Raw genomic sequence first — 21,295 nt, forward strand, 5'->3', positions numbered from 1 at the left:
AAACCCAGTAAAAATTCAGGGATGTCTCTGCTGCTGAGGGGTCCGGCGGATGATCCAGGCTTCGATTGGTTGGCCGCCAAGCACATGCTCTTTCACGATTGATTCGATTCGTTCTGGTGTCACTCCGCCATACCAGATCCCGTCTGGCCAGATCAGCAGGATTGGTCCGTCGTTGCAGATGCGAAGACAGTCAACCTTGCTACGCAGAACCACACCTTCTGGACGATCGATGTTTTCGAGGTCATGATATTTGATTTGTTTTTTGAGATTGGCCCAGCTGGCGTTGCCGACATCTGCACTGCAACAGGCCGCCTTGTTGGCTGTGGCGCAAAGAAGTAGGTGATGACTCACCTTGAAATTCATGCTGTCAAGGCTGGCAGTGGCAGGCGACGGGTGCCCCGTTTCACCTGCTCTTGTACGGCCTTGCGTGCCCATGCATCGACGGCAAGCACGTCATCAAGCTGGGGTTGTGTCTGCAGGTCGGGCTTGTGGCGTTCACAGGCAGCCTCGATCACTTCCGGGATGTCAAGAAAATGGATGCGCTCCTCAAGGAACTGGGCCACTGCTTCTTCATTGGCAGCATTGAGGACGGCTGGCATGGTTCCGCCGGCCCGTCCTGCGGCGTAGGCAAGTTTCATGCAGGGGTATTTTTTGGTATCAGGGGCGCGGAAGGTGAGTTCGCCTACTTCGGCGAGATTTAGTCGCCGCCAAGGAGTTTCGAGCCGCTCCGGCCAGCTCAGGCAGTAGAGGATAGGTAGTTTCATGTCTGGCCAGCCGAGCTGCCCCAGCACGGAGGAATCAGCCAGCTCGATCATCGAGTGGATGATGCTTTGAGGGTGGATCACGATCTCGATTTGGTCGTAATCGATGCCAAAGAGGTAATGGGCTTCGATGACCTCTAGCCCTTTATTCATCAAGGTGGCTGAATCCACGGTGATTTTGCGTCCCATGCTCCAGTTGGGGTGGCTGGTTGCATCGGCAATGGTGGCTTTCTCGAGATCTTTTGTTGACCAGTCGCGGAAGGCACCTCCAGATGCTGTGAGCTGGATGTGGCGCAGTCCAGGGGTAGGAACTCCTGTGGAGAGACGTGCGTTTTCCGCCCAGGGTGTTCCTTGCAGACACTGAAAAATGGCCGAGTGTTCGGAATCTGCTGGAAGCAGCCTGCTGCCGCTGCGTTTTAATTCCGGCAGCACGACAGGTGCTGCAGCGATCAGGGTTTCTTTGTTGGCGAGGGCAAGATCCTTGCCGGCTTTGATTGCTGCCAGTGTTGGCAGTAGCCCAGCACAGCCGACGATGCCGCTGACCACGAGATCAGCGCTATCCCATGAGGCGGCCACATTGAGCCCTTCTGGGCCCGCTAACAACTGAGGTAAGTGAGGTGGTTGTTGCTCGCTAGGCAGTGCGTTGAGTTGCTGCTTCAGCTCTGGCAGTAGCGACGCGTCGGCGAGCGCTACAACCTCGGGATGATGTCGTTGGATCTGCTCCACGACAAGAGAGACGTTCGTGCCGGCCGTGAGTGCCACCACCCTGAAGCGCTCAGGGAATTCTTCGGCAATCTCGAGGGTTTGAGTACCGATCGAACCTGTGGAGCCCAGCACGCTGATGGCTTTCACACTGTTCCGGCAGTTGAAGCCAGTCTCCCACTAGATGGCCAGACACTGGCAAGCTTGTCTTAACAAGGAGCTCCAGTCATGGCAGTTCGGGAACATTGGCGATCGGGCGTGGGCTTTGTGCTTGCCGCTGCAGGCAGTGCCGTGGGGCTTGGCAATCTCTGGGGCTTCGCTTATCGATCCTCTCAGGGGGGTGGGGCGGCTTTTCTGCTTCTCTATGTCGTGATTGTGTTGGTGGTTTGCCTGCCGGTGTTGATTGCCGAGATGGTGCTTGGCCGCAGTACGGGCAAAAGCCCTCTGCTAGCTCCGGTTGCAGCAGCTGGGGCCCGTTGGCAACCGATGGGCTGGCTGTTTGTGATTGCCCCTTGCGGAATTTTGGCTTTTTATGCCGTGTTGATGGGTTGGACCGGTCACACTCTGTTTCATGCCCTGTTGGTGGGTTTGCCCGCTGACATGACGGAGGCGGAGAGCTTCTTCGGCGTCGTGAGCAAGGGCAGCAACGCCCTATGGGGGCAGATGGTCAGCTTGGTTCTTACTGCTTTGGTTGTGGCAGCCGGTGTTCGTGGTGGTATTGAGCGCCTCTCTCGCTGGGGGCTGCCTTTGCTTTTTTTGTTGCTGATTGCACTGGCGTGTTGGGCGTCCACTCTCGAGGGAGCCTTGCAGGGCTATCACACCTTCCTGTTCCGCTGGGACGCTGATCAGTTGTTCAATACCACGACGGTGCGCAACGCCTTTAACCAAGCCTTCTTTTCAATTGGCACTGGTATTGGCTGCATCCTTGCCTATGCAGCCTATTTGGATCGCCGCAATCACCTGCCTCGCGAAGCGGTAGCAGTGGTGAGCATGGACACAGCCGTGGGTTTGTTGGCAGGGATGATCACCTTCCCAGTGGTGATGACGTTTGCTCTCAAGGATGTGATCAGCGATTCCACCGTTGGAGCCTTATTCATTTCTATCCCTACGGGGTTGGCTTCTCTCGGAGACACTGGTCGTGTTGTGGCTGTGCTTTTTTTCGCGCTTGCTTACATCGCTGCGATCACCTCTGCGGTGTCTTTGCTTGAGGTGCCAGTGGCTTGCCTGATCGATCGCTTTGGTTGCAGCCGTATTCGGGCGGTATGGCTTTCTGTAGCAGTGATTTTTGTGCTCGGTCTACCGGCGGCTACATCAACGGATGTTCTCGGCTGGATGGATTCTTTGCTGAATCTATTGTTAATTCTTGGCGGATTACTGCTGGCTCTTTTGTTGGGTTGGGTGGTGCCCCGTCGCTTCAAGGAGGATCTTGCTGGTTGTGAGACACCGTTTGGGTTAAGTCGCTTGTTGCTATTCATGCTGCGTTGGGTGTCACCACCTGTTGTTGCCTTTGGTTTGATCGTTAGCGTCGTGGATCTGCTGCAGACATGGACTGGGACCTGATCAAGCGTTCACGGTTGGGGCTCATGGACTCAGTTCTCTAAAGCAGAGGTGGGTATTGTCGATTTGGATGAAGCGTTTGTATCCCTAGAGCTGGCGAAGCCGAAGTCGCTCATCGAGGCGCGGATGATGATCAGCTGCTGATCCAGTCTGTGAGGCCTCCTGGTTTATCGATCAGTTCGATGCCTTGGGCGCGCAGCTCGTCGCGGATGCGATCGGCTTTGGCGAAATCACGGGCAGATTTGGCCTCTTTGCGAGCGGCAATGGCGCGTTGGATATGGTTTTCATCAACCCTGTTGTTTCTCTCGGGGTCCGTTTGCGCGGCTTTTTCGGCCTCAAGCCCGAGCACATTGGCCAGCTCCACCAGCAGTTGCCAACGTGGGAGCAAGTTCAGGTGCGCTGTTTCTTGAATTGCCTTTGTGTCACCACGCTCCAAGCGGTTCGCTAGGGCACGCAGGGGGCGGGCAAGATCGAACAGCACGGCGATGGCCCCTGAGCTATTGAGGTCATCGTCCAGTGCATCGATGAAGTGTTGACGTATTTCGTTGCATTGCTCCTGATTGGAGGAATGGGCGGCTTGAATGACTCCTTGCGGTAGGGGTTTGTATTCAGGCCAGTTCAGGGTTTTGGCATAGATGTTCCCGAGGCCAAGGCCTGCGTTAAGACCTTTCCATCCGGTGGCTGCAGCGTTGATGGCATCGGTAGTGAAGTCGAGCGGTTTGCGGTAATGGGCCTGCAGGATGAACAGGCGTAGCGTCATTGGGGAGACGCCGCTTTCTAGTAGGGCTCTGATCGTGGTGAAGTTGCCGAGCGACTTGCTCATTTTCTGACCGCCGACATTCACCATGCCGTTGTGTAGCCAATAGCGAGCAAGCTGCTTGCCTGTAGCTGCCTCAGATTGAGCGATCTCGTTTTCGTGATGAGGAAAGATCAGGTCAGCTCCCCCCAGGTGGATGTCGATTGTTTCGCCCAATTCCTCGCGCACCATGGCGGAGCACTCGATATGCCAGCCCGGGCGCCCTGCTCCCCAGGGTGAGGGAAAGCTTGGCTCTCCGCTTTTAGCTCCCTTCCATAGTGCGAAATCAAAGGAGTGTTGCTTGCGCGCCTCTTCGGCATCGGCCACACGACCATCGGCGTTTTGCTGCTGCTCATTGAGGTTACGACCACTGAGCTTGCCGTAGCCGTGATGTTTCATCACGGCGAAGTAGACATCGCCATCGACGGAGTAGGCAGCCCCACTGGCTTCCAATTCTCCGATCAAGCTGCGTATCCCGTCTAGGCATTGGGTGGCGCGGGGCATGCGATCGGGCCGCAGGATACCTAGGGCATCCATGTCTTGATGGAAGGCTTCGATGTTTTGCTCGCTGATCTCCTGCATGGAGCATTTCTTTTCAGCGGCACGCTTGAGGATTTTGTCGTCGATATCAGTGAAGTTCTGCACGAAGGTGACTGAGTAGCCACGCCAGATCAAATAGCGACGCAGCACATCCCAGGCGATGTAGCTGCGGGCATGGCCGAGATGGCAGAGGTCGTAGACCGTGACGCCGCAGCAGTAAATGCTGACGTGCCCGTCTTTGAGCGGAGTGAAGGGTTCCGTGCGGCGAGTGAGGGTGTTTGTGAGCCGCAGTGACACTGGCAGGGCTGGAGTTTGCTTTGAGGCTAGGGCCACGCGTTCTGAACCTGCGTTCGGCTCGGGCTGATTCTTAGCTCGCGTTGGGGTGAGGCAGCCTTAGTTCTTCGCGCCATTGCACAAGTGGCCGCTCCCAGCCTTCTTCAAGTTTGTGAGCAATAACTAAGTCAGCATCCAGTCCCATCTGGAAGCCTTGGCTTAGAGCCTGAAGCAGCGGGCCAAGCGGCTCATCGTCTTGCAGTGCGTTGAGCATGCCGCCAAAGATCAACATCACGGCCAGGGGTGAATGGTTCTGAGCAAGGTTGAACCCTTGCAGGCCAAGCTCACTGACCCCATCGATACCGAAGCCTGTTAGCACGTGAACGATGTCGTGCGTTTCCTTGAGGCGATGCACGATGAACTCCTTGGGGGAAGTCACAGGTGTTGGATCAATCAGCGCATTTGGATCGATGCCTTGGCTGAGGAGTTGATCGGCGTAGCTGCGGCCAAGGCTTCCTTGCGGAAGCTTCTGCAGATCGTTGAGGTCTATCGGTTTTGGCCGCCAACCCTCGTCAACGATGGCCTTAAAGCGTGCATTCGCCATCAGGTGGCGTTCCATCTTCTCGGCCAGGGGGCTGTCTTGAAGACTGCCTGCAACTGCAAACACGCTGTCCAGGCCAGGATCTTTTAAAAAGTTGGCCAGACCGGCTACAAGTTTTAGATTTTGCAGTCGTTTGCGCAGGTTGAGATTCATCAGCAGGATTGCCTTGTGGAGGGTTTTATTGAATCAGGGAATATGGCTAGTTCTTTTCAGACATATCGGATGAGGATTATGGAAGAGTTGATTCTAACAAATCTATTCTTCGTTCGATTTAAGAATATCTAGTCAACTCTAAAACTATTGCTGGGCTGCCTTTTTGGCTTGTAGTACCCAAGACTTTCTCTCTCAGGCTTGCGATTTTATTGTTTGGATGAACCATCAATTTAGATCCACAGATTCAGTAGATCCACAGATTTAGATCTCTTGCAAGGCTCGCTTAGCGGGCCTTTTTATTGCTTAAACGCATGCTCTGAATTGATACAAACAAGTGTTTGCTTGGCCTTGCTGATGGAGGTCAACTGCCGTCTAGTTTTTTTGTCTGTTGAGGTTTTTATTTCGCGTCCATCCAGTTATCGCCAATGCCTGTTTCCACCACGAGTGGCACGCTCAGTTCAACAGCCTTTTCCATCGTTTGCATCACCAACTGCTGAACATCTTCAAGTGCGGTGGGGTCTACTTCTAACACCAGTTCGTCGTGCACCTGTAGCAGCAGGCGTGCCGGTAGATCTGCTGCCGTTAGCTGTTGTTGCAACTGCACCATCGCCACTTTGATGATGTCGGCACTGGAACCCTGGATCGGTGCATTGGCTGCCGCCCTGAGCTGTTGGGCTTCCATGCCACCGCGGCGGGCTACGTCGAGATCAATGTCCATTGGATCTTTGCCCAGCAATCGGCCTAATCCGTTGCGATCGAAATGGAAGGGCCGCCGCCGCCCTAACAGGGTTTCTACATAGCCTTTGCTGAGTGCAAGCCGCTCTTGCAGTTCGAGGAAGGTAAACACTTTCGCGTAGCGCTGTTTGTAACGGCTAAGAAAGTCTTTGGCCTCCGCTTGGCTAAGGCCGGTTGAACGTGAAAAGCGTTGGGCGCCCATGCCATAGATCACGCCGAAGTTGATGGTTTTGCCGAGTCGACGTTCATCAGAGCTGACTTCATCTTTGTCCAGCAGCAGCCTTGCGGTGAGAGCGTGCACGTCATCGCCATTGCGGAAGGCCTCTTGCAAAACCTCCTCTCCAGAGAGGTGGGTGAGGATGCGCAATTCGATCTGTGAATAGTCCGCACTGAGCAGTTTCCAGTTCTCTTGGGGAAGAAAAGCCTTGCGGATACGCCGGCTGAATTCCGTGCGGATGGGGATGTTTTGCAGGTTGGGGTTGCTACTGCTCAGCCGGCCTGTTGCCGTAACCGCTTGGTTGAAATCGGTGTGCACCCTGCCCGTCTCTGATTCCACCAGCTGCGGCAAGGCATCCACGTAGGTGCTGCGCAGTTTGCTGAGCACTCTGTGCTCCAGCACCAACGGCACCACGGGATGATCAGCTTCGAGTTTTTCCAGCACGTTGGCATCGGTGCTCCAGCCCGTTTTGGTGCGCCTGGATTTTTTGCGATTGAGCCCAAGTGTTTCGAATAGCAGCTCTCCTAATTGCTTGGGGGAGGCCAGATTGAAGTTCACCCCTGCGGCCTCTTGGGCTTGTTGCTCAAGTTTCTCCAGGGTGTTGCCTAGTTCAACCGAGAGTTCCTTTAAATAAGGCAGGTCGATGCGGATCCCAGTGGCTTCCATCAGCGCCAAAACCGGTTCTAGGGGTTGCTCAACTTGCTCCAGTAGGGGAAGCAGCTTGGCTCCCATGTTCTCAAGTTGCGCTCTCAGTCGGATGGCAAGTCGTCGGGTGAGATGCACGTCCATGCCGCAGTAGAGGCTGGCCGTTGGGATTGCGACATCAGCAAAGGTTTGGCCCTTGCCAACCAGCTCGCTGAAGCCGGTTGGCGTGATCTTGAATTCACGTTCTGCCATCACTTCCAGGCCGTGTTTGGCGGCGGCATCACGGAGGTAGTCGGCCAGCAACGTGTCCATCACGACCGCCTCGAGTGCGAGTCCATGGCGCAAAAGGATGAGCCTGTCGTATTTGGCGTTCTGCAGTGCTTTGGGGTGGTCGTTACTCGCTAACCAAGGAGCTATCGCTTTGAGCACAGCCTCTAGGGGGAGTTGGCATGCAGCGTCTGCATCCAGTAGTGCGGCAGGCGGATGGTGTCCGATCGGGATGTAGGCCAGGTCTTGCAGCCCCTCACCCCAACAGACGCCTAAGCCCACCAGTTCGGCGCAAAAGGGATTGAGGGCGGTTGTTTCTGTGTCGATTGCCACTGGCTTGAGGCGATCTCGACAGCCCATCAGCCGTTTGACAAGCTCTTGCAGCTCTTCTGGATTGGTAATCAGTTGTGGCTCTAGCGCCGGTAGTTCGTTGTCGTTTGTAGCCTTTGTTTCTGTTGAAGATTCAGGTTCTGCTGCGCTTGTCGCAGATCTGGATGGTTCAAGTTCGTGGCGATTGGCTTTGAATCCCCCGCTGGAGAAGGTGGCCACGAAATTTGGTACTTGGCGCACCAGGCTGTTGAGTTCCAGGGCGCTCAGGCGGTCAGTGAGTCCATCATTGTCAACGCTGCCCAGCTCTAGGCGTGGCGCTTTTGGCAGGGGGATATCGACCAGGATCTCTGCGAGATGGAGCGACAGATAGGCGTTATCACGATCGTTGCTGAGCTTGCTTTTGAGTGCTCCTTTAATGGCACCGCGGCTGGCTTTCTCGCCTTCTGCTTCCACTTCAGCCAGCGCGTTGTAGATGCCATCGAGATCGCCATTCTCCTTAAGAAGGGTGATGGCTGTTTTAGGACCCACACCTTTGACCCCGGGGATGTTGTCGGAGCTGTCGCCAGTGAGGGCCTTGAGCTCAACCACCTTGCTTGGGATGACACCAAGTTTGCTGAGCACCCCAGCTTCATCGATCAGGCTGGGACCACTGTTTTTGGCGTACGGTCCACCACCCATATAGAGCACGGCAATGTCGCGCTGATCATCAACCAGCTGAAAGAGGTCACGGTCGCCGGAGAGGATGCGTACACCCCAACCATCTCTGCTCGCTTGGTTGGCGAGGGTGCCGAGCACATCATCGGCTTCATAGCCAGGGGCAAGGCAAAGGGGAAGTTGCAGGTTGTTTTCAAGGATCTCTTGCAGTTGTTTGAGGTCCTGAAAAAAGATGTCTGGCGCAACATCACGATTGGCCTTGTAGTTGATATCTGCTTGATGGCGGAAGGTTGGCTCAGCTGTATCAAAGGCGATCACAATCCCTTGCGGGCTAAGGCCCTTGCAGTTGTCCAGCAGGGCTTTTAGGAAGCCATAGGTAACGCTGGTAGGGGTACCGTCTTTTGTGGCCAATCCCCCTTCGCCACCTTTGCTGAAGGCATAAAAGCTGCGGAAGGCCAGCGAGTGGCCATCCACCAGCAGCAACAGTGGCTTGTTAGCAGCCTCAGGCATGAGGCGGATTGATGGGGGTTGGCATCAGTCGCGTTTTGGTTTGGCCCATGGGGGCAGATCGATAAAAATTCGCGTGCCGGGCTTGAGCCCGCTCAGGATGGCTGTTTTGCTGCCACTACTGGTGCCTAGTTCCACCGCTTGAAAGCGTGGTTGATTTTTTTGGCCCACCAGAAGCACTCCAGGTTTGCCCTTTTCAGTCACAATCGCCACGGTGGGAACCAACGTGCTGGGTGCAGTCTTGCCCGTTTGAAAATCCACGTCTGCGGACATGCCTATCAGCAGTTGGGGCGAAGGCTTGATCAGGTTGAGCTTGACTGCGAAAGAGATGACATTCTCAGTTTTTGCTGCCCTCGGGGCGATCTCGCTGACGCGGGCCATAAAACGTTGTTCTGGGAAGGCGTCAACACGCACGCTGGCATTTTGGCCGATGCGGATGCGGCCGATGTCGCTTTCGGGCACTTTGGCGTTCACCTCCATTCCTTCTGAGAGTTCAACCAGGGAGGAGCTGCTGGCGCCGGCAGTTGCAGAGGCTGCTGTTGTTGGGGTCACAAAGGCTCCTGGCTCCGCATAACGGGCTGTGATCACACCACTGAAGGGTGCTCTGATCAGCAGTTCGCTCCCTTCAGTAATGCGTTGTTGAACACGCTCTTGTGCGGCGGCAAGGTTGGCGCGGCTGGTCAGGTAGAGGCGGCGATATTTGCTCGCGTCGTCGGCTGAGATGGCTCCTTGTTGGTAGAGGTTGTCGCGCCGCTCATGGTCTGCTTTTCTCGTTTCGTATTCAGCTTGCTCTTTTCTTTCAAGGGCCTTCGCTTCATCTAAGCGGTCGTTGTAGTCGCCACTATCCATGCGAGCGAGCACCTCTCCCTTTTTGACCTCGTCGCCTTGATCGACATAGAGCTCTTTCAGCAAACCTGCTTTTTTGGGACTGACATTCACGCTCCGCTTCGCCTGTAATTCGCCGTTGGAGTTCACGATCCCAGGAAGGGTGCCCCTCTCGGTTTCTACGGTGTAATTGCTGAGATCGCGACCCAAGCGCTGCTGGGAGCTGAACCTCCATGCCATCCCCCCTGCGGTGATTAGCACCACAGCTGCACTGAGGCTGATCAAGCGTTTGCGTTGCCCTAAAGCACCTTTGAGTTGTGTGAGATGGACCAATCCCTGCTCCTGATGTGCCGATATGGGCGAGGCCTTTGTACTGGCCATCAACCCACCAACGATGTCAAGCAGTCTCGCTGGTCAGCGAGCCTGACTGCAGCAAGGCACGATTACGTTGCTGTTAAGTATCTATAGCGTTGCTGTATAGTGCCATCTTGCTTTTGCAATGGTTCCTGGCATGGGCACGGCTAGATTTGTCCTCATGCTTAAAGCCGGAATTGTTGGACTACCAAATGTGGGTAAGTCCACGCTTTTCAATGCACTTGTGGCCAACGCGCAGGCTCAAGCTGCCAACTTTCCCTTCTGCACCATTGAACCGAATGTGGGCAGCGTTGCGGTACCTGATGAGCGCTTGCAGCTGCTTTGCGATCTAAGCAAGAGCAAGGAGCTGATTCCAACGCGCATGGAGTTTGTTGATATCGCTGGTTTGGTCAAGGGGGCTAGTGAGGGAGAGGGGTTGGGCAACAAATTTCTTGCCAATATTCGCGAGGTTGACGCCATCGTGCATGTGGTGCGTTGCTTTGAAGACGAGGATGTGATCCATGTCTCTGGATCAGTTGGCCCTTCTAGGGATGCTGAGGTCATCAACCTTGAACTCGGCTTTGCAGATCTCAGTCAGATCGAGAAACGGCGCTTGCGCTTGAAAAAACAGACGCGCACAAGCAATGACGCCCAGCTCGAAGATGCTGCGCTTGAGCGGATTCAATCTGTGCTTGAGCAAGGTGGTGCTGCTCGTGCTGTAGAACTCAGTGATGAAGAAGCAAAGATGATTAAACCGCTTGGCCTGTTGACAGCGAAGCCGATTATCTATGCCACCAATGTGAGCGAAGATGATCTTGCCGACGGCAATGCCTACTGTGAGGAGGTGACGACCTTGGCGACGCGTGAGGATGCTGAATGCGTGCGCATTTCAGCTCAGGTGGAGGCTGAGTTAATTGAACTCGGCGAAGCAGAGCGTATTGATTACCTAGAAGGCCTCGGAGTGAGTGAGGGGGGGCTGAAGAGTTTGATCAAGGCGACCTATCGGCTTCTAGGTCTTCGTACCTACTTCACCACAGGGGAGAAGGAAACCCGTGCTTGGACGTTTAAGGCTGGCATGACGGCGCCGCAGACAGCTGGTGTGATCCATACTGACTTCGAGCGTGGTTTCATACGTGCTCAAACGATTGCTTACCAGAAGTTGCTTGAGGCCGGTTCCTTTGCTGAAGCACGCAACAAGGGCTGGCTGCGTAGTGAGGGTAAGGACTACCTCGTAGAGGAGGGTGATGTTATGGAGTTTCTCTTTAACGTCTAGTTTTTATTTTTCTGGGGCATACTTTCTATCCGACCAAAAAAAGCAAACCAAACCATAGCCCTGAAGGTAAGCAAAACTCTTGGTTTGTTGATTGATCAAGTCAATCTAATTTCTATTCAGTTCACCTTGAGTTCTGAACTCACTAAGCTGAACTCGCATAGATGATCTACCTGGCAAACGGTAATTTAAAAGACTTGAACAGGTGGTAAGAGCACCAATAAAGGCTTCTTGCCAGTTTGTTGAATGTGATGAGCTTGTCGCCATCAGCCAAATGCCAGTATCTATGGAATAGCTCTTTCAAGAGACTAGGGAGGGCTTTGAAATAAATTCTTCCAATTACGGCCCATACCAAGCGGCGCCTAGGTGTTTACACCTAAGCCTTTAGAGGTCGTGGAATTTTTGCTTGATTCAGGCTTGTGCAGTCCAAGCCTTTTGAGGCTTTGATGCAAGTTCTAAAATTGAGAGAGCGGTTGAGCAAGCATGGACGGAGTGCTCTTTTGAGCATTCATTAGTCGCCTGCCTCTATATTGAGTTAGATAGAGAAATGATAGAGGCTTAAGTTTCTAAACTCTCTTACAAGAATAGTGAGAAGAATTCAAATCCAATAGGCTTGGTGATGTTTACATTATTAAATGTTGGCAAGGAGCTATTGATGCTGCCATGAATGATTGAGATCATATGAGCCAAGGTGTCCAAAAAAACATCTTAGTAATATAAATTCGCGCATATTTCTAAAATTATCTTCTTTTAATGCATTAATTTGAGAGCTTGGCGATAAGATATAGACATGTAAATTCCCTGCTTTGAAGGGAGTTTTGAGAGCTTTAAGCCGGTGAAGCTGCCCCTGCAAACAGGATCGTCACACTTCGCAACCTCTTGTGTTAAGCTTTTGTAACGAAGGCCGGAGCGCTGGTCTTCGTGATCAAAGGGACCTGAACTCAAATTCCTTCTTATGAAAAAAACACCCAAGACCAATAGGGTCGAAAATCAGAAGTTAACCGCTGAGCGTGTTAATGGAATGGCCGCAATGATGGGATTTTGGGCTGCGGTCGGAGCCTATCTAACGACAGGCCAAATTATTCCTGGTGTGGTTTAAGCAGAAAGATCATGACTTCTTCTACAAATGTCATCACTGAAGACGGTGGACGTCAGAACATGTATGCAAGCGAACCTCGCATGCAAATTGATCCTGAATACACCGCTTTTAGTAAAGAAGCAGAACTGGCCAACGGACGTTGGGCAATGATTGGCTTCTTATCTGCTGTCGTGGCTTATTTGTTCACAGGGCAAATCTTACCCGGCATTTTTTGATTTTAATGATCATTATTCAGGCTAATCATCTTTTTTAAACAGTGGATTAGCGGAGAATATGCCATTGACTCTCCTTCTTGTCTGATTGCCAATTGGCATGAGACCTTTTTGCCTTTCCTGACCTTTCCTTACACAATTCCTCTACCTCTCAATCATCATGAATGAAAATGCAGAGCTACAAAACGGCCGCTGGGCAATGATTGGCTTTATTGGAGCACTCGCCAGTTATGCGGCTACAGGGCAGATTATCCCTGGATTATTTTAAGCAATTTATAGACATTAATGCCCTTAAGTGAAAACTTAAGGGCATTAATAATCTCTTCTTACTTATTATGGAATTCAATCCCCTTAACTCTCTCAAGAAATTCACAAAAAGGCTTGTTAAAAAGTCTAATCGCTATGATTATGCACTGACTGGCTGGATTATTCCAGGCATCTTTTGAAAAATTCTTTTTAGCTAGAGGCCGCTCCTCTTCTCTGGACTAGGGCCTCTAGCTATTAAGGATAGTCTGTTGAGTATGTATTGATAGTTTTGTTTAGATGATCAATTCAAGGCTTGGTTGTTACTTGCCTTTTTCATTAACGGTATCCAATCTTCTTGGAGGTTTCTTCAAGAGAAGCTCGTTGCTTTGATGAGTTTGTATTACCCTTGCAATGGCTGCTGAGGTGGGATTGATTGTGCTAACTCAGCTCTGATTGCTCTTAAATAAACCTTTTTCAGGCTTGTCTTGCTTTATACCAGAGAGGTTACTAATCCAATTGGATAGAAAATGGTTTTGAATGTTAGGCTTTCAATAACCGTTTTAGACCTTTTAGATTCTATTTGAAGAGAATGTTAGCTTGATAGGTTCAGCTTGTAAATCCTTGAAAACTAAGCCATCTTGCCGCGCATCTTCATTCCATAACTTGCGAGCATTTAGGCCGGAGTGCAAGCTGCTTTCTTGGCTAGAGTCAATTTTATAACTTTGCTTACGATTTTCGACTCCTTATTTATGCCCAGCAGAAATGGCGCCATGAGTGTAGATCGTGAACGGATTAGCCTTGGAAATGCCTTGATTCGTTTTGCTCTTAAGCAAGGCGATGCAACGGCTATTTCTCGGACTACGCTTCAGCTTTGTAAGGGAGATAGAGAGAAGGCAGATCTACTTTCTCTCTGGTTTATTGATGTTGGTAAAAGTTGCAAGGAATATCTTGGGACCATGACGGACAATCAAGTATTTATGCGCATGTGGATGCTAGGTAATGTAGACATCAAGCAGGTCTCAGAATCAGGTGAGCCAATCTTTATTTTAACAAAGAAAGGTGTCGAAAGAGTTAGGCATTCGCCGAAAGAGAAATGGTTCTATAAACTTTTATGGGATAATCATCAGGCCTCTAGGGACGAGGAATGCGTCATTTCTTAGCAGGATTAGTGTTATTGCTCTTGCTTGTAGTACATAGTGAATCTGCTTTCGCTGATGGGGCACAAGAAGAATTCACGAACCACATGCTGGAATGGAGAGAAAAGAGTGAGTTGGCTCAGGATAATTTAAGAGGAGCGGAGGAGGAATTAAAGGCTGGCTCTAAGTATAAAGCCTGTATCAAGCAAAGAATCGCAAGCAAGTATGGCGTCGAGGCATTTCAAGCATTAATTAAAGCCCAACAAATCAATGACTCAGAAAATGAGTTTGACAACTTAGAAGAAAATTTCGCCAAGTGGAATGATCTACGTGATTGTAATGCTGATGGTTCGTTATTGAACTAACCTTATATGTATAGACGTTGAGAAGATCTCTTTTGCTTGGCCTGATTGAGCTAGCTCTTTACTGATGATTGTTGTAAGCCGATCTCATTCTGATAAAAGTCAAAGCAGTATTTGTATTGAGCAACGCATTTGATCCAGGTTTCTTTGAGTCGTCGACTTATTAAGAATGCCTTATCAACAAGCTTGGTGGTGGTGGAGAACTGAGTGGCTTCCAGTTCACCAACGCGGGCTTGGCCATCAACACGGCCTTGAGGATGGCGAGCTCCTGCTCGAATTCGTTGAGCAGACGACGCAGTTCGTCGGTGACTTCAGTGATGCGATCGAGGCATGCATTCAATAGAGCAGCCGCTTCAAAGCGGGTCATTGCTCTGTTGCCCAGGTAGCTACCACTTGGATAGCCAGCCACACAGCCGTAGCGCTCAATCAGGTTGCTCAGCGCCTGATAAGCCCAATCGGTTGGGTAAACATCTTGGAATTGGGAGATGCTGGTGACCTGCTCGCTGGAGGCCGAATAATCGGACACACCTTTGATGTCTAGGTCTGCGGCATTAGCAGCCATAGGAGCCATCAGGCCCAAGGCAGCAGGTGCCACCAGCAATTGCTGGAAGAGTTTCATTTGGTTCCTCACACAGATAGGCGCAATGCGCCGATTGAATATTGGCCATTAACCTCTCTTTAAACACATCTAGGTGTGAAAATCAGGCCTGTAGTGCTTAATGTTTCGTGAATTTATCTCTAGAATTAATTTTAAAGTTTGCTTATTAGATGTTCAAGAGAAATGTTTGTGGCTAATCAATGCCTTTGCCTGTACTTGTTCGTGAATAAGTATCGGCTTTTCTGGCGAACATTGTTTAGCAGTCATTTTTCATTGCAACCTAATTCTTCCTTGTAGTTTATCTAGCCTCTTCGAATTTAGAGCCCCTGTGGGCAGCATGAGTTGATTCGTTGATGCTATTTGTTTATGTTCTCATGTCTTCTTCGAGAGTGTTCCGTATTGGTGGCTGAATGTAAATATCGAGTTATGATTGGCGGCTAATTGTTATTCGTCTTCTTGTGTATTGGATGGTTTGCTTTTGCTTGGAATGTCCTGATTCCAGATGTCTATGTATTGATTGGTAGGCATCAGCTTATTAATGAACTATGCCTTTGGTAAGCCTTGGGTCGAACTGGCCTTTGTTTGATTGTATTTTATGCTATTAATTTTTCTTCTGAGGCTATTTATTTAAAGTTGAATTCATTGAAAATCTGGCCTTTCTCTAGGCTTGTGTAATTACAAACAACTTTTCGGAACGTTTATCTATATCGGTTGATGTTTATGACTTCTGGTGATCTGTTCTATGCCTAGAGCACTTCTTGGTCTGGGGCAGGAGTGGCTTGAGTGTCGTTGCTAGAAGCTTGTGACGCTTCAGCTTCGCCACTCACTGGAGCCACTGCTGTTGTTGCTGGAGCTGCGGCTGCGGCCTCAGCAGCCTTTTTGGCGGCTGCCGCTTCCGCAGCAGCTTTGGCAGCAGCTTGTTCAGCAGCCTGTTTGGCGGCAGCTTCTGCGGCAGCTTTGGCAGCAGCTTCGTCAGCAGCCTGTTTGGCTGCAGCTTCTGCGGCTTTCTTGGCTTTACTACCGCCTGTGGTTAGGTTGTTTAGCGCCCAAAAAACACCAATAATAATGGGGATATGCACCAAACCGCCCATTACGACTTGAGAATCGGGGTAAGCCATCTTTGGTGCTTAGGCAAACATGACAAATAATAGGCTGTCCTAGAGCCATTCCAGAGGCTTTGATTACTTATCTTATCTTTGTCAGTTGAATTGCATTTCTTCCTTCGCGCTAGTGGTTTGCCTGTTGTCTACGCTTTTTGTATCCCTTGGCCAGGCTAACGGTCTAGTTCATATGCTTTAGGAGAGGCTTGTTTATAGATTTTTGTTTTACTGATCTTTTTCCCGATTAGAAGTATTTCTATAGCTAATCTTTGATTAGACGATTGATGGCTTCGATGCTCATCTTCGTCGATGTGCAGGCAGCATTAAGTGTAGGGCTCAAGATTGAGGTTGCTTTGATGACCTGAGGATTGTCAAGGACTTCAGGGCTAATGCCAACCTCGAGAAGTGATAAGGGTAATGTCTCTTTTGCAATCCTCTTGCTCAGTTGTCCGCTTTTGACGAGACATTCGCTAGCGGCAGATGTCCCAATTGCAAAGGCGCGAATGCTCACCACAAGTTGTTTGCTGGCGTTTTTGATTTGAAGGTTGGTTTCATTGGCGGAGGCTGCGGATGTAATCAGAAGTGCTATAGCAGTTGTTGCGCCTAATAGCATTCTCATGTTGCTTGGATGTTGTCTTTTATAGGGGTGGAAATTGCTGGCAATCATAATGTATTTTATAAATTGCATTTGCGTGCGCAAATATTTCCTTGTACCATTCTTCCTACCCTTTAATGCTCGCTTGTTGCTTGGATCGCCCTTCATTGTTTGATTCGTCTCTTCTGCTGGCGTGTCTGGTGCTCTAGCAAGAGAGCCGCTTTAATTTGAAAATGATATAGCCGGATGGTTTTCGGCTACAGATCTCATGCGAGGTGTTTGGGGGCAATGATTGTTGTTATTCGCTGTGTTGATTATTCAGGTATAGGTGTTGACGAGATTGTTCATTGGTAGCTCTTTCGCGGCTAATTGGTTCGCTTGGCAAATGGCGGAAACTGCTAATAAGTCGTTTCTCGCCTGGCTTGAGCAGAAGTTGGAAGCTCAATGGCGGCATCTGATCTGTCGATGGCACCCAGGAGCACCATTCACTGATCCGATCTAAGCCCTTCAAGGCTTGAGTGAAAATGGTTTGACTTGTTAGCGGTATTCGGCGTTGGCATTAACACGCCCAATTGGACAGCGGATTGTGATTGGGCTATTCGGCGCTTTGCTGTTCGGATTTGCTGGAGTATCGCCGCTGAGAGCTGCCGAGCGATTGGAGGTGCAGCTTGAGGGGATGGTGATACCGGTTTGGATTAGGGAGTTGGTCGATTTGGGGCGGCCTGGGGGCAGCAGCAGTTCTGAACTCATCCCCTGGCTCAATTTGCTCGATGCCGATAGCCGCTTCGATCTCTTTGAGCTGCTTCAGGCATCTTTGCTTACAGATCAGAGCATGGCTCGACAGATGCTGCGTAGTTGGGCAGGACGTCAGCTGCTTGATGCCGTTAGTGATTTGGTGAGGGTCGATGCCGACAGTAGTGGCATTGTCTTGTTCAACACTCTGGAACTGCTCTTGAACAGTCAGTCAGAGGTGACCGCTCTGGACTTGCTTGAGGAGCTCCCTGCTGAAAATGTACGCCTCGATCTTGATGCTCTACTTCAGGTAGCAAGTCGCTGGCGGCGTCAGTTGCAACAGCAGCAGCAGTTGGTGTTAGCGCTCGGGAGGTTTCCCGCCACACAAGTTCCAGTTTTGCAAGAGCTGGCAGGTAAGGAAGTTTTTGCCGCAGGCCCTGAGTTCAAATCTTTGCCAGTGGCTCATCGCACCAAGCCCCTCCAGCTAGAGCTGTGGCGCCCACCTGATGGCACTCCGTTGCGGTCGAGCTGGGTGGTGCTCATGCCAGGCTTGGGTGGAAGCCAGGATCATTTTCGTTGGTTGGCTCTCAGCCTTCACCGTAAGGGCTGGCCGGTTGTGGTGCTTGAGCATCCAGGTAGTGATGCCAAAGCGGTGCATGCCCTGCTGAAGGGGCAACGACTTGCACCTGGAGCAGAGGTGTTGCCTGACCGCTTGGCGGATCTGCAGGCTGTCCTGCAGGCACGAGAGCAAGGCACGTTGGTATTGCCTGGTCAGAAGTTGGTGCTGATGGGTCACTCCCTCGGGGCACTGACGGCTGTATTGGCTGCTGGTATGACCCCGGAGCCTGGTTTGTATACCCGTTGTCGTAAGGCTCTAGACGATCTTCCTCTCACCAATCTCTCGCGCTTATTGCAATGTCAGTTGGTTGATGTGCAAATACCAAAACTGCAGTCAATCCCCCAGCTAGAGGCAATCGTGGCTCTCAACAGTTTTGGTAGCTTGCTGTGGCCTCGTGATGGGGCTGTGCCTTTGTCGGTTCCAGTGTTACTGACTGGCGGCACCCTTGATTTGATTACTCCTCCGCTGAGTGAGCAGCTCGATTTGCTTTTGGCAATCTCACCCCATCCCGCTAGTCGAGTCGTGCTTGTGGAGGGCGCTAGCCATTTTTCACCAGTGCGGGTTGAAGGTCAGATGGGTGAGGGTCGTGGCGATGATCTCTTTCAACTAGGCGAAGAGCTGGTAGGGCGTGAGCCGCTAGCTGTGCAGCGATTGTTGGCAGTGGAGATTCAAATCTTTTTGGAGCAGGTTGAGGCTGGCGAAGCCCTTCAGGGCTCCACACATCAGCAGGTCGGGGATTTGCGGCTTCATCGTTTGGATCGCAACGCAGCAGAGAGACTTCGCAAATCTCAGTAGCGGACGCGGGGATCAATCAGAGCAACGAGCAGATCCACGCTCACGCTTACCAGCACCATCAGGGCAGCCACGACAACCACAATCCCTTGAACCACTGGGTAGTCGCGTTGGTTGATTGCTTCTTGGAGCCGTAGGGCGATGCCTGGCCAGGAGAAGGTGACTTCAATTAACAGTGCGCCGCCAATCAGCGATGCCACTGTGATCCCAGCAATGGTGAGTACTGGCAGAAGGGCATTAGGGAGGGCATGGTTGAGCACCACCTGTTGCTCATTCAGCCCCCGGCTACGGGCAGCTTCAACGTAATCGGATTGCAGTGTGCGGCCTAGATTGAGTCGCAGGGTACGGGTGAAAATCCCACTGAGGAGAAGGCCTAGGGTCCCTGCCGGTAACACCAGGTGTCTCACTGCTCCTTGAAGAGATATCCAGTCGCTGCTCCGCAGACTGTCGAGGATCAGGAAGCCGCTCCCCTCTGGTGGCAGCAAGCTCGGGGGAAAACGTCCGCCAATTGGTAGCCAACCGAGAATGACTGCAAACAGCAGTTGAACGATCATCGCGGCCCAGAACGGTGGCAGGGCATAGGTGCCAATGCCGTAGAGGCGGCCTGCGAGATCTAGCTTGCCTTCCGGGCGGGCAATACCACTGAAACCAACGACCAGACCAACCACTGCTGCAATCAATAGTGCCGTCAGGCTTAGTTCCAAGCTGGCTGGTAGGGCTCTGGCAATGATCTTGCTCACTGGTTCCTGGTTGAGAAGAGCTTGGCCTAGATCGCCATGAATTAAGTCTTTGATGAAGTGCAGGTATTGATGCAAAAGCGGTTGATCCAGTCCAAGCTTGGTGCGCAGAGCAGCGCGGGCTGCAGCTGGCGCTCGATTGCCTAATACGGCATCGACTGGGTCTCCTGGTGCCACCCGTAGGAGGAGAAACACCATGCTGGCAATGAGCCAGAGCATCACCGGTGCCAGGGCCAAGCGGGTGGAGCTGTAGCGCAGTAGTTCTCTCCCGCGGCCCATCAGTGCAGCTCCCGTAGACGCTGGAGCATTAAATGGCCGCTCCCGTCAAACTCTGGCTTGGATAAGCGCCGCTGGGCCCAAGCTCGTGGAGCTACCAGCCAGATTGGTAGATAGGCCGCTCCGCCGGCGGCGGAGCGTTCGATCTCTTTGAGCTGGTGGAGACGATCGGGTCCGCGAAGTTCATCGCTGTGGCGAAGGCTCGTTTCCAGCCCATCTGTGGTCCAGAAGCTGCCGCTAATTGCCGCTTCCCCTTCTTCGCATACAGATCCATTGGCTTTGCTGCAGCTTAATAATGGAGCTAAATAGGCTTCCGGGTCGGGATAGGCGCCTCGCCACTCAAGGATGACGGCCTGGAATGCGCCTTCCCCCAGTTGGCGGTAAACGGTAGTCGATTCGACGCTATTGAGCTTCAGTGTCAGGCAATCCGAGAGATCATGTTCCACCTGTGCCTGCCATGTAAGTGCCAATAACTTGTCTGCTGGCACGTTGGAACGGAAAGTAAAAGGGAGTGTCAGCTTTTGAGTTGCGCAATAGCCTGCCTTTTTCAGCAGTTGCTTGGCTCGTTGAGGGTTGTAGCTGGGCCAAGGTGTGAGTGGTTCAGCCTGCAAGTTTGGCGGCACTAAAGACCGCAGCGGGCGTCTTAGTCCATAGCTCACGCGCTTCACCATCAGCTGACGGTCGAGGCTGTAGGCGAGGGCCTGACGTAAGAGGGGTTGATTGAGTGGAGGGGCATTACTGAGGAGAGTGATGTAGCCGATCTCAAGTGCTGGCCCCTCTCCTTCGCGGAGCTTCCCTTGCTTGGCAAGGTGATGGAGCGCAAGGCGTTGGTCTTCGTCCAGTGAATTGGAGAGGAGTACATCCACTTCACCGCTTCGTAGAGCACCAAATAGGGCAGTGGAGTTGCTCAGATTAATGAAATCGATTCCAGCATTACTGGCCTGGGTACTCCAGTACTGCAGAAAAGGCTCAAGGCGTTGTTGCTGGGTTTGAAAGCTAGTGAGTCGGTAAGGGCCGGTTCCAATGAATTGTTTATTGAGGAACTGATCTCTGTGCTTGGCGTAAGCAGTTGGTGATATCGGCGTCAGATTGATTGAGGTGAGTAGTCCCTCTAGAGAAGTTGAGGGTCGCGTTAATCGAAGGCGTAGCAGGTAGGGACTGGCTGTCTCCACGGTGGCAATCCGTCCCCCTATCACGTAGTTGAGGGTGCCGATACGCAGAAATCGCCGCAGACTGAACGCCATCGCGGCGGCATTGAAGTGGGTGCCATCGTGAAACAGCACATCCTTCCGCAGAGGGATCGAGATGGTGAGGCCGCCATCACTGATCTGAGGCGGAGCGGATGCCAGACGTGGCTCTAGGTCCCCTTTGTGATTAAGCCGGTAGAGGGGCTCCCCCAGGGCGCTCAGCAGTTGCAGAGCATCAAAAGTACTGGCCTGGGCAGGATCGAGGGATGTGATCTTGCCAGCACTAGCCACGATGAGTCGCTGACTATGGCGAGCAGGCTGACAGGCAATTTGGCTCAGCGCTAGGGAGCAAGCAAAGAGAGCAGCGTCCCAGCGTAGAGAATTACGACGGCCGGAGCTGGGCACAACGCGTGCGGA

17 protein-coding genes and 2 pseudogenes are annotated in these 21,295 nt (G+C 52.0%); 8 read left to right on the forward strand and 11 right to left on the reverse strand.

Annotation, left to right across the window (positions count from 1 at the left end; genetic code table 11):
- Positions 1–15: 15 nt before the first annotated feature.
- Together SIB41_RS02785 and SIB41_RS02790 are read right to left on the reverse strand one after the other, a co-directional pair.
- Positions 16–363: a (2Fe-2S) ferredoxin domain-containing protein gene (locus tag SIB41_RS02785; protein WP_413360268.1), complete on the reverse strand. Its 348-nt coding sequence runs from the start codon at positions 361–363 to the stop codon at positions 16–18.
- Positions 360–1,613 carry a 1-deoxy-D-xylulose-5-phosphate reductoisomerase gene (locus SIB41_RS02790; RefSeq protein WP_413360270.1) on the reverse strand — a complete coding sequence of 418 codons (1,254 nt, stop codon included), beginning with the start codon at positions 1,611–1,613 and terminating at the stop codon, positions 360–362. Before SIB41_RS02790 ends, SIB41_RS02785 begins: the two co-directional genes overlap by 4 nt.
- A gap of 78 nt (positions 1,614–1,691) precedes the next feature.
- On the opposite strand from SIB41_RS02790, the gene SIB41_RS02795 reads away from it, so the two are divergent.
- Complete coding sequence (locus SIB41_RS02795; protein WP_011130531.1) at positions 1,692–3,023, forward strand: sodium-dependent transporter; 1,332 nt, start codon at positions 1,692–1,694, stop codon at positions 3,021–3,023.
- Positions 3,024–3,153: 130 nt separating this feature from the next.
- On the opposite strand, the gene cysS is transcribed toward SIB41_RS02795, so the two are convergent.
- From cysS to SIB41_RS02815, 4 genes are all read right to left on the reverse strand, one after another.
- Positions 3,154–4,653 (reverse strand): cysteine--tRNA ligase, encoded by a 1,500-nt coding sequence (gene cysS / locus SIB41_RS02800; RefSeq protein ID WP_413361341.1) that lies wholly within the window; start codon positions 4,651–4,653, stop codon positions 3,154–3,156.
- Positions 4,654–4,723: 70 nt separating this feature from the next.
- Positions 4,724–5,383: a Coq4 family protein gene (locus SIB41_RS02805; protein WP_413360273.1), complete on the reverse strand. Its 660-nt coding sequence runs from the start codon at positions 5,381–5,383 to the stop codon at positions 4,724–4,726.
- Between the two features lie 397 nt (positions 5,384–5,780).
- Positions 5,781–8,741, reverse strand: a complete 2,961-nt coding sequence (gene polA / locus SIB41_RS02810) for a DNA polymerase I (protein ID WP_413360276.1) — start codon at positions 8,739–8,741, stop codon at positions 5,781–5,783.
- A gap of 24 nt (positions 8,742–8,765) precedes the next feature.
- On the reverse strand, positions 8,766–9,944 hold the full coding sequence (locus tag SIB41_RS02815) for an efflux RND transporter periplasmic adaptor subunit (RefSeq protein ID WP_413360278.1): 1,179 nt from the start codon (positions 9,942–9,944) through the stop codon (positions 8,766–8,768).
- Positions 9,945–10,098: 154 nt separating this feature from the next.
- Here SIB41_RS02815 and ychF point away from each other — a divergent pair, with 154 nt between their 5' ends.
- The 6 genes and pseudogenes from ychF to SIB41_RS02845 all read left to right on the forward strand — a co-directional run bounded on the left by ychF (position 10,099) and on the right by SIB41_RS02845 (position 14,245).
- Positions 10,099–11,190 (forward strand): redox-regulated ATPase YchF, encoded by a 1,092-nt coding sequence (gene ychF, locus SIB41_RS02820; RefSeq protein ID WP_413361343.1) that lies wholly within the window; start codon positions 10,099–10,101, stop codon positions 11,188–11,190.
- A gap of 952 nt (positions 11,191–12,142) precedes the next feature.
- A complete protein-coding gene (locus tag SIB41_RS02825) occupies positions 12,143–12,286 on the forward strand; it encodes a high light inducible protein (RefSeq protein ID WP_011130525.1) in 144 nt (47 codons plus the stop codon).
- A gap of 11 nt (positions 12,287–12,297) precedes the next feature.
- Complete coding sequence (locus tag SIB41_RS02830; protein WP_063397986.1) at positions 12,298–12,501, forward strand: chlorophyll a/b-binding protein; 204 nt, start codon at positions 12,298–12,300, stop codon at positions 12,499–12,501.
- A 163-nt stretch (positions 12,502–12,664) separates the two neighbouring features.
- Positions 12,665–12,766, forward strand: a pseudogene (locus SIB41_RS02835) (chlorophyll a/b-binding protein); the annotation flags it as partial.
- A 748-nt stretch (positions 12,767–13,514) separates the two neighbouring features.
- Entirely contained in the window at positions 13,515–13,904 is a 390-nt protein-coding gene (locus tag SIB41_RS02840) for a hypothetical protein (protein ID WP_413360281.1), read from the forward strand.
- Positions 13,889–14,245 carry a hypothetical protein gene (locus SIB41_RS02845; protein ID WP_413360283.1) on the forward strand — a complete coding sequence of 119 codons (357 nt, stop codon included), beginning with the start codon at positions 13,889–13,891 and terminating at the stop codon, positions 14,243–14,245. The genes SIB41_RS02840 and SIB41_RS02845 overlap by 16 nt, the downstream gene beginning before the upstream one ends.
- A gap of 158 nt (positions 14,246–14,403) precedes the next feature.
- Here SIB41_RS02845 and SIB41_RS02850 read toward each other — a convergent pair.
- The 3 genes and pseudogenes from SIB41_RS02850 to SIB41_RS02860 form a co-directional block, all read right to left on the reverse strand.
- A pseudogene (locus tag SIB41_RS02850) lies at positions 14,404–14,861 on the reverse strand (iron uptake porin); the annotation flags it as partial.
- Positions 14,862–15,586: 725 nt separating this feature from the next.
- Positions 15,587–15,958 carry a hypothetical protein gene (locus tag SIB41_RS02855; RefSeq protein ID WP_063415457.1) on the reverse strand — a complete coding sequence of 124 codons (372 nt, stop codon included), beginning with the start codon at positions 15,956–15,958 and terminating at the stop codon, positions 15,587–15,589.
- A 244-nt stretch (positions 15,959–16,202) separates the two neighbouring features.
- Complete coding sequence (locus SIB41_RS02860; protein WP_413360286.1) at positions 16,203–16,703, reverse strand: glutamyl-tRNA amidotransferase; 501 nt, start codon at positions 16,701–16,703, stop codon at positions 16,203–16,205.
- Between the two features lie 385 nt (positions 16,704–17,088).
- Here SIB41_RS02860 and SIB41_RS02865 point away from each other — a divergent pair, with 385 nt between their 5' ends.
- Positions 17,089–18,681 (forward strand): alpha/beta hydrolase, encoded by a 1,593-nt coding sequence (locus SIB41_RS02865; protein ID WP_413360288.1) that lies wholly within the window; start codon positions 17,089–17,091, stop codon positions 18,679–18,681.
- On the opposite strand, the gene SIB41_RS02870 is transcribed toward SIB41_RS02865, so the two are convergent.
- Both SIB41_RS02870 and SIB41_RS02875 read right to left on the reverse strand, forming a co-directional pair.
- Positions 18,675–19,694 (reverse strand): ABC transporter permease, encoded by a 1,020-nt coding sequence (locus SIB41_RS02870; RefSeq protein ID WP_063402971.1) that lies wholly within the window; start codon positions 19,692–19,694, stop codon positions 18,675–18,677. The two genes, SIB41_RS02865 and SIB41_RS02870, sit on opposite strands and share 7 nt — an antisense overlap.
- Entirely contained in the window at positions 19,694–21,283 is a 1,590-nt protein-coding gene (locus SIB41_RS02875; protein WP_413360292.1) for an ABC transporter substrate-binding protein, read from the reverse strand. The genes SIB41_RS02870 and SIB41_RS02875 overlap by 1 nt, the downstream gene beginning before the upstream one ends.
- Positions 21,284–21,295 lie beyond the last annotated feature (12 nt).

The sequence above is a fragment of the Prochlorococcus sp. MIT 1201 genome, assembly GCF_047303415.1.
Classification (GTDB): domain Bacteria; phylum Cyanobacteriota; class Cyanobacteriia; order PCC-6307; family Cyanobiaceae; genus Prochlorococcus; species Prochlorococcus marinus_D.

Coding starts and splice junctions, on each gene's coding strand:
- SIB41_RS02785 (WP_413360268.1), bottom strand. CDS start 363: ATGAATTTCAAGGTGAGTCATCACCTACTTCTTTGCGCCACAGCCAAC.
- SIB41_RS02795 (WP_011130531.1), top strand. CDS start 1,692: ATGGCAGTTCGGGAACATTGGCGATCGGGCGTGGGCTTTGTGCTTGCC.
- SIB41_RS02805 (WP_413360273.1), bottom strand. CDS start 5,383: ATGAATCTCAACCTGCGCAAACGACTGCAAAATCTAAAACTTGTAGCC.
- polA (WP_413360276.1), bottom strand. CDS start 8,741: ATGCCTGAGGCTGCTAACAAGCCACTGTTGCTGCTGGTGGATGGCCAC.
- SIB41_RS02815 (WP_413360278.1), bottom strand. CDS start 9,944: ATGGCCAGTACAAAGGCCTCGCCCATATCGGCACATCAGGAGCAGGGA.
- ychF (WP_413361343.1), top strand. CDS start 10,099: ATGCTTAAAGCCGGAATTGTTGGACTACCAAATGTGGGTAAGTCCACG.
- SIB41_RS02825 (WP_011130525.1), top strand. CDS start 12,143: ATGAAAAAAACACCCAAGACCAATAGGGTCGAAAATCAGAAGTTAACC.
- SIB41_RS02830 (WP_063397986.1), top strand. CDS start 12,298: ATGACTTCTTCTACAAATGTCATCACTGAAGACGGTGGACGTCAGAAC.
- SIB41_RS02840 (WP_413360281.1), top strand. CDS start 13,515: ATGAGTGTAGATCGTGAACGGATTAGCCTTGGAAATGCCTTGATTCGT.
- SIB41_RS02845 (WP_413360283.1), top strand. CDS start 13,889: ATGCGTCATTTCTTAGCAGGATTAGTGTTATTGCTCTTGCTTGTAGTA.
- SIB41_RS02855 (WP_063415457.1), bottom strand. CDS start 15,958: ATGGCTTACCCCGATTCTCAAGTCGTAATGGGCGGTTTGGTGCATATC.
- SIB41_RS02860 (WP_413360286.1), bottom strand. CDS start 16,703: ATGAAGGGCGATCCAAGCAACAAGCGAGCATTAAAGGGTAGGAAGAAT.
- SIB41_RS02870 (WP_063402971.1), bottom strand. CDS start 19,694: ATGGGCCGCGGGAGAGAACTACTGCGCTACAGCTCCACCCGCTTGGCC.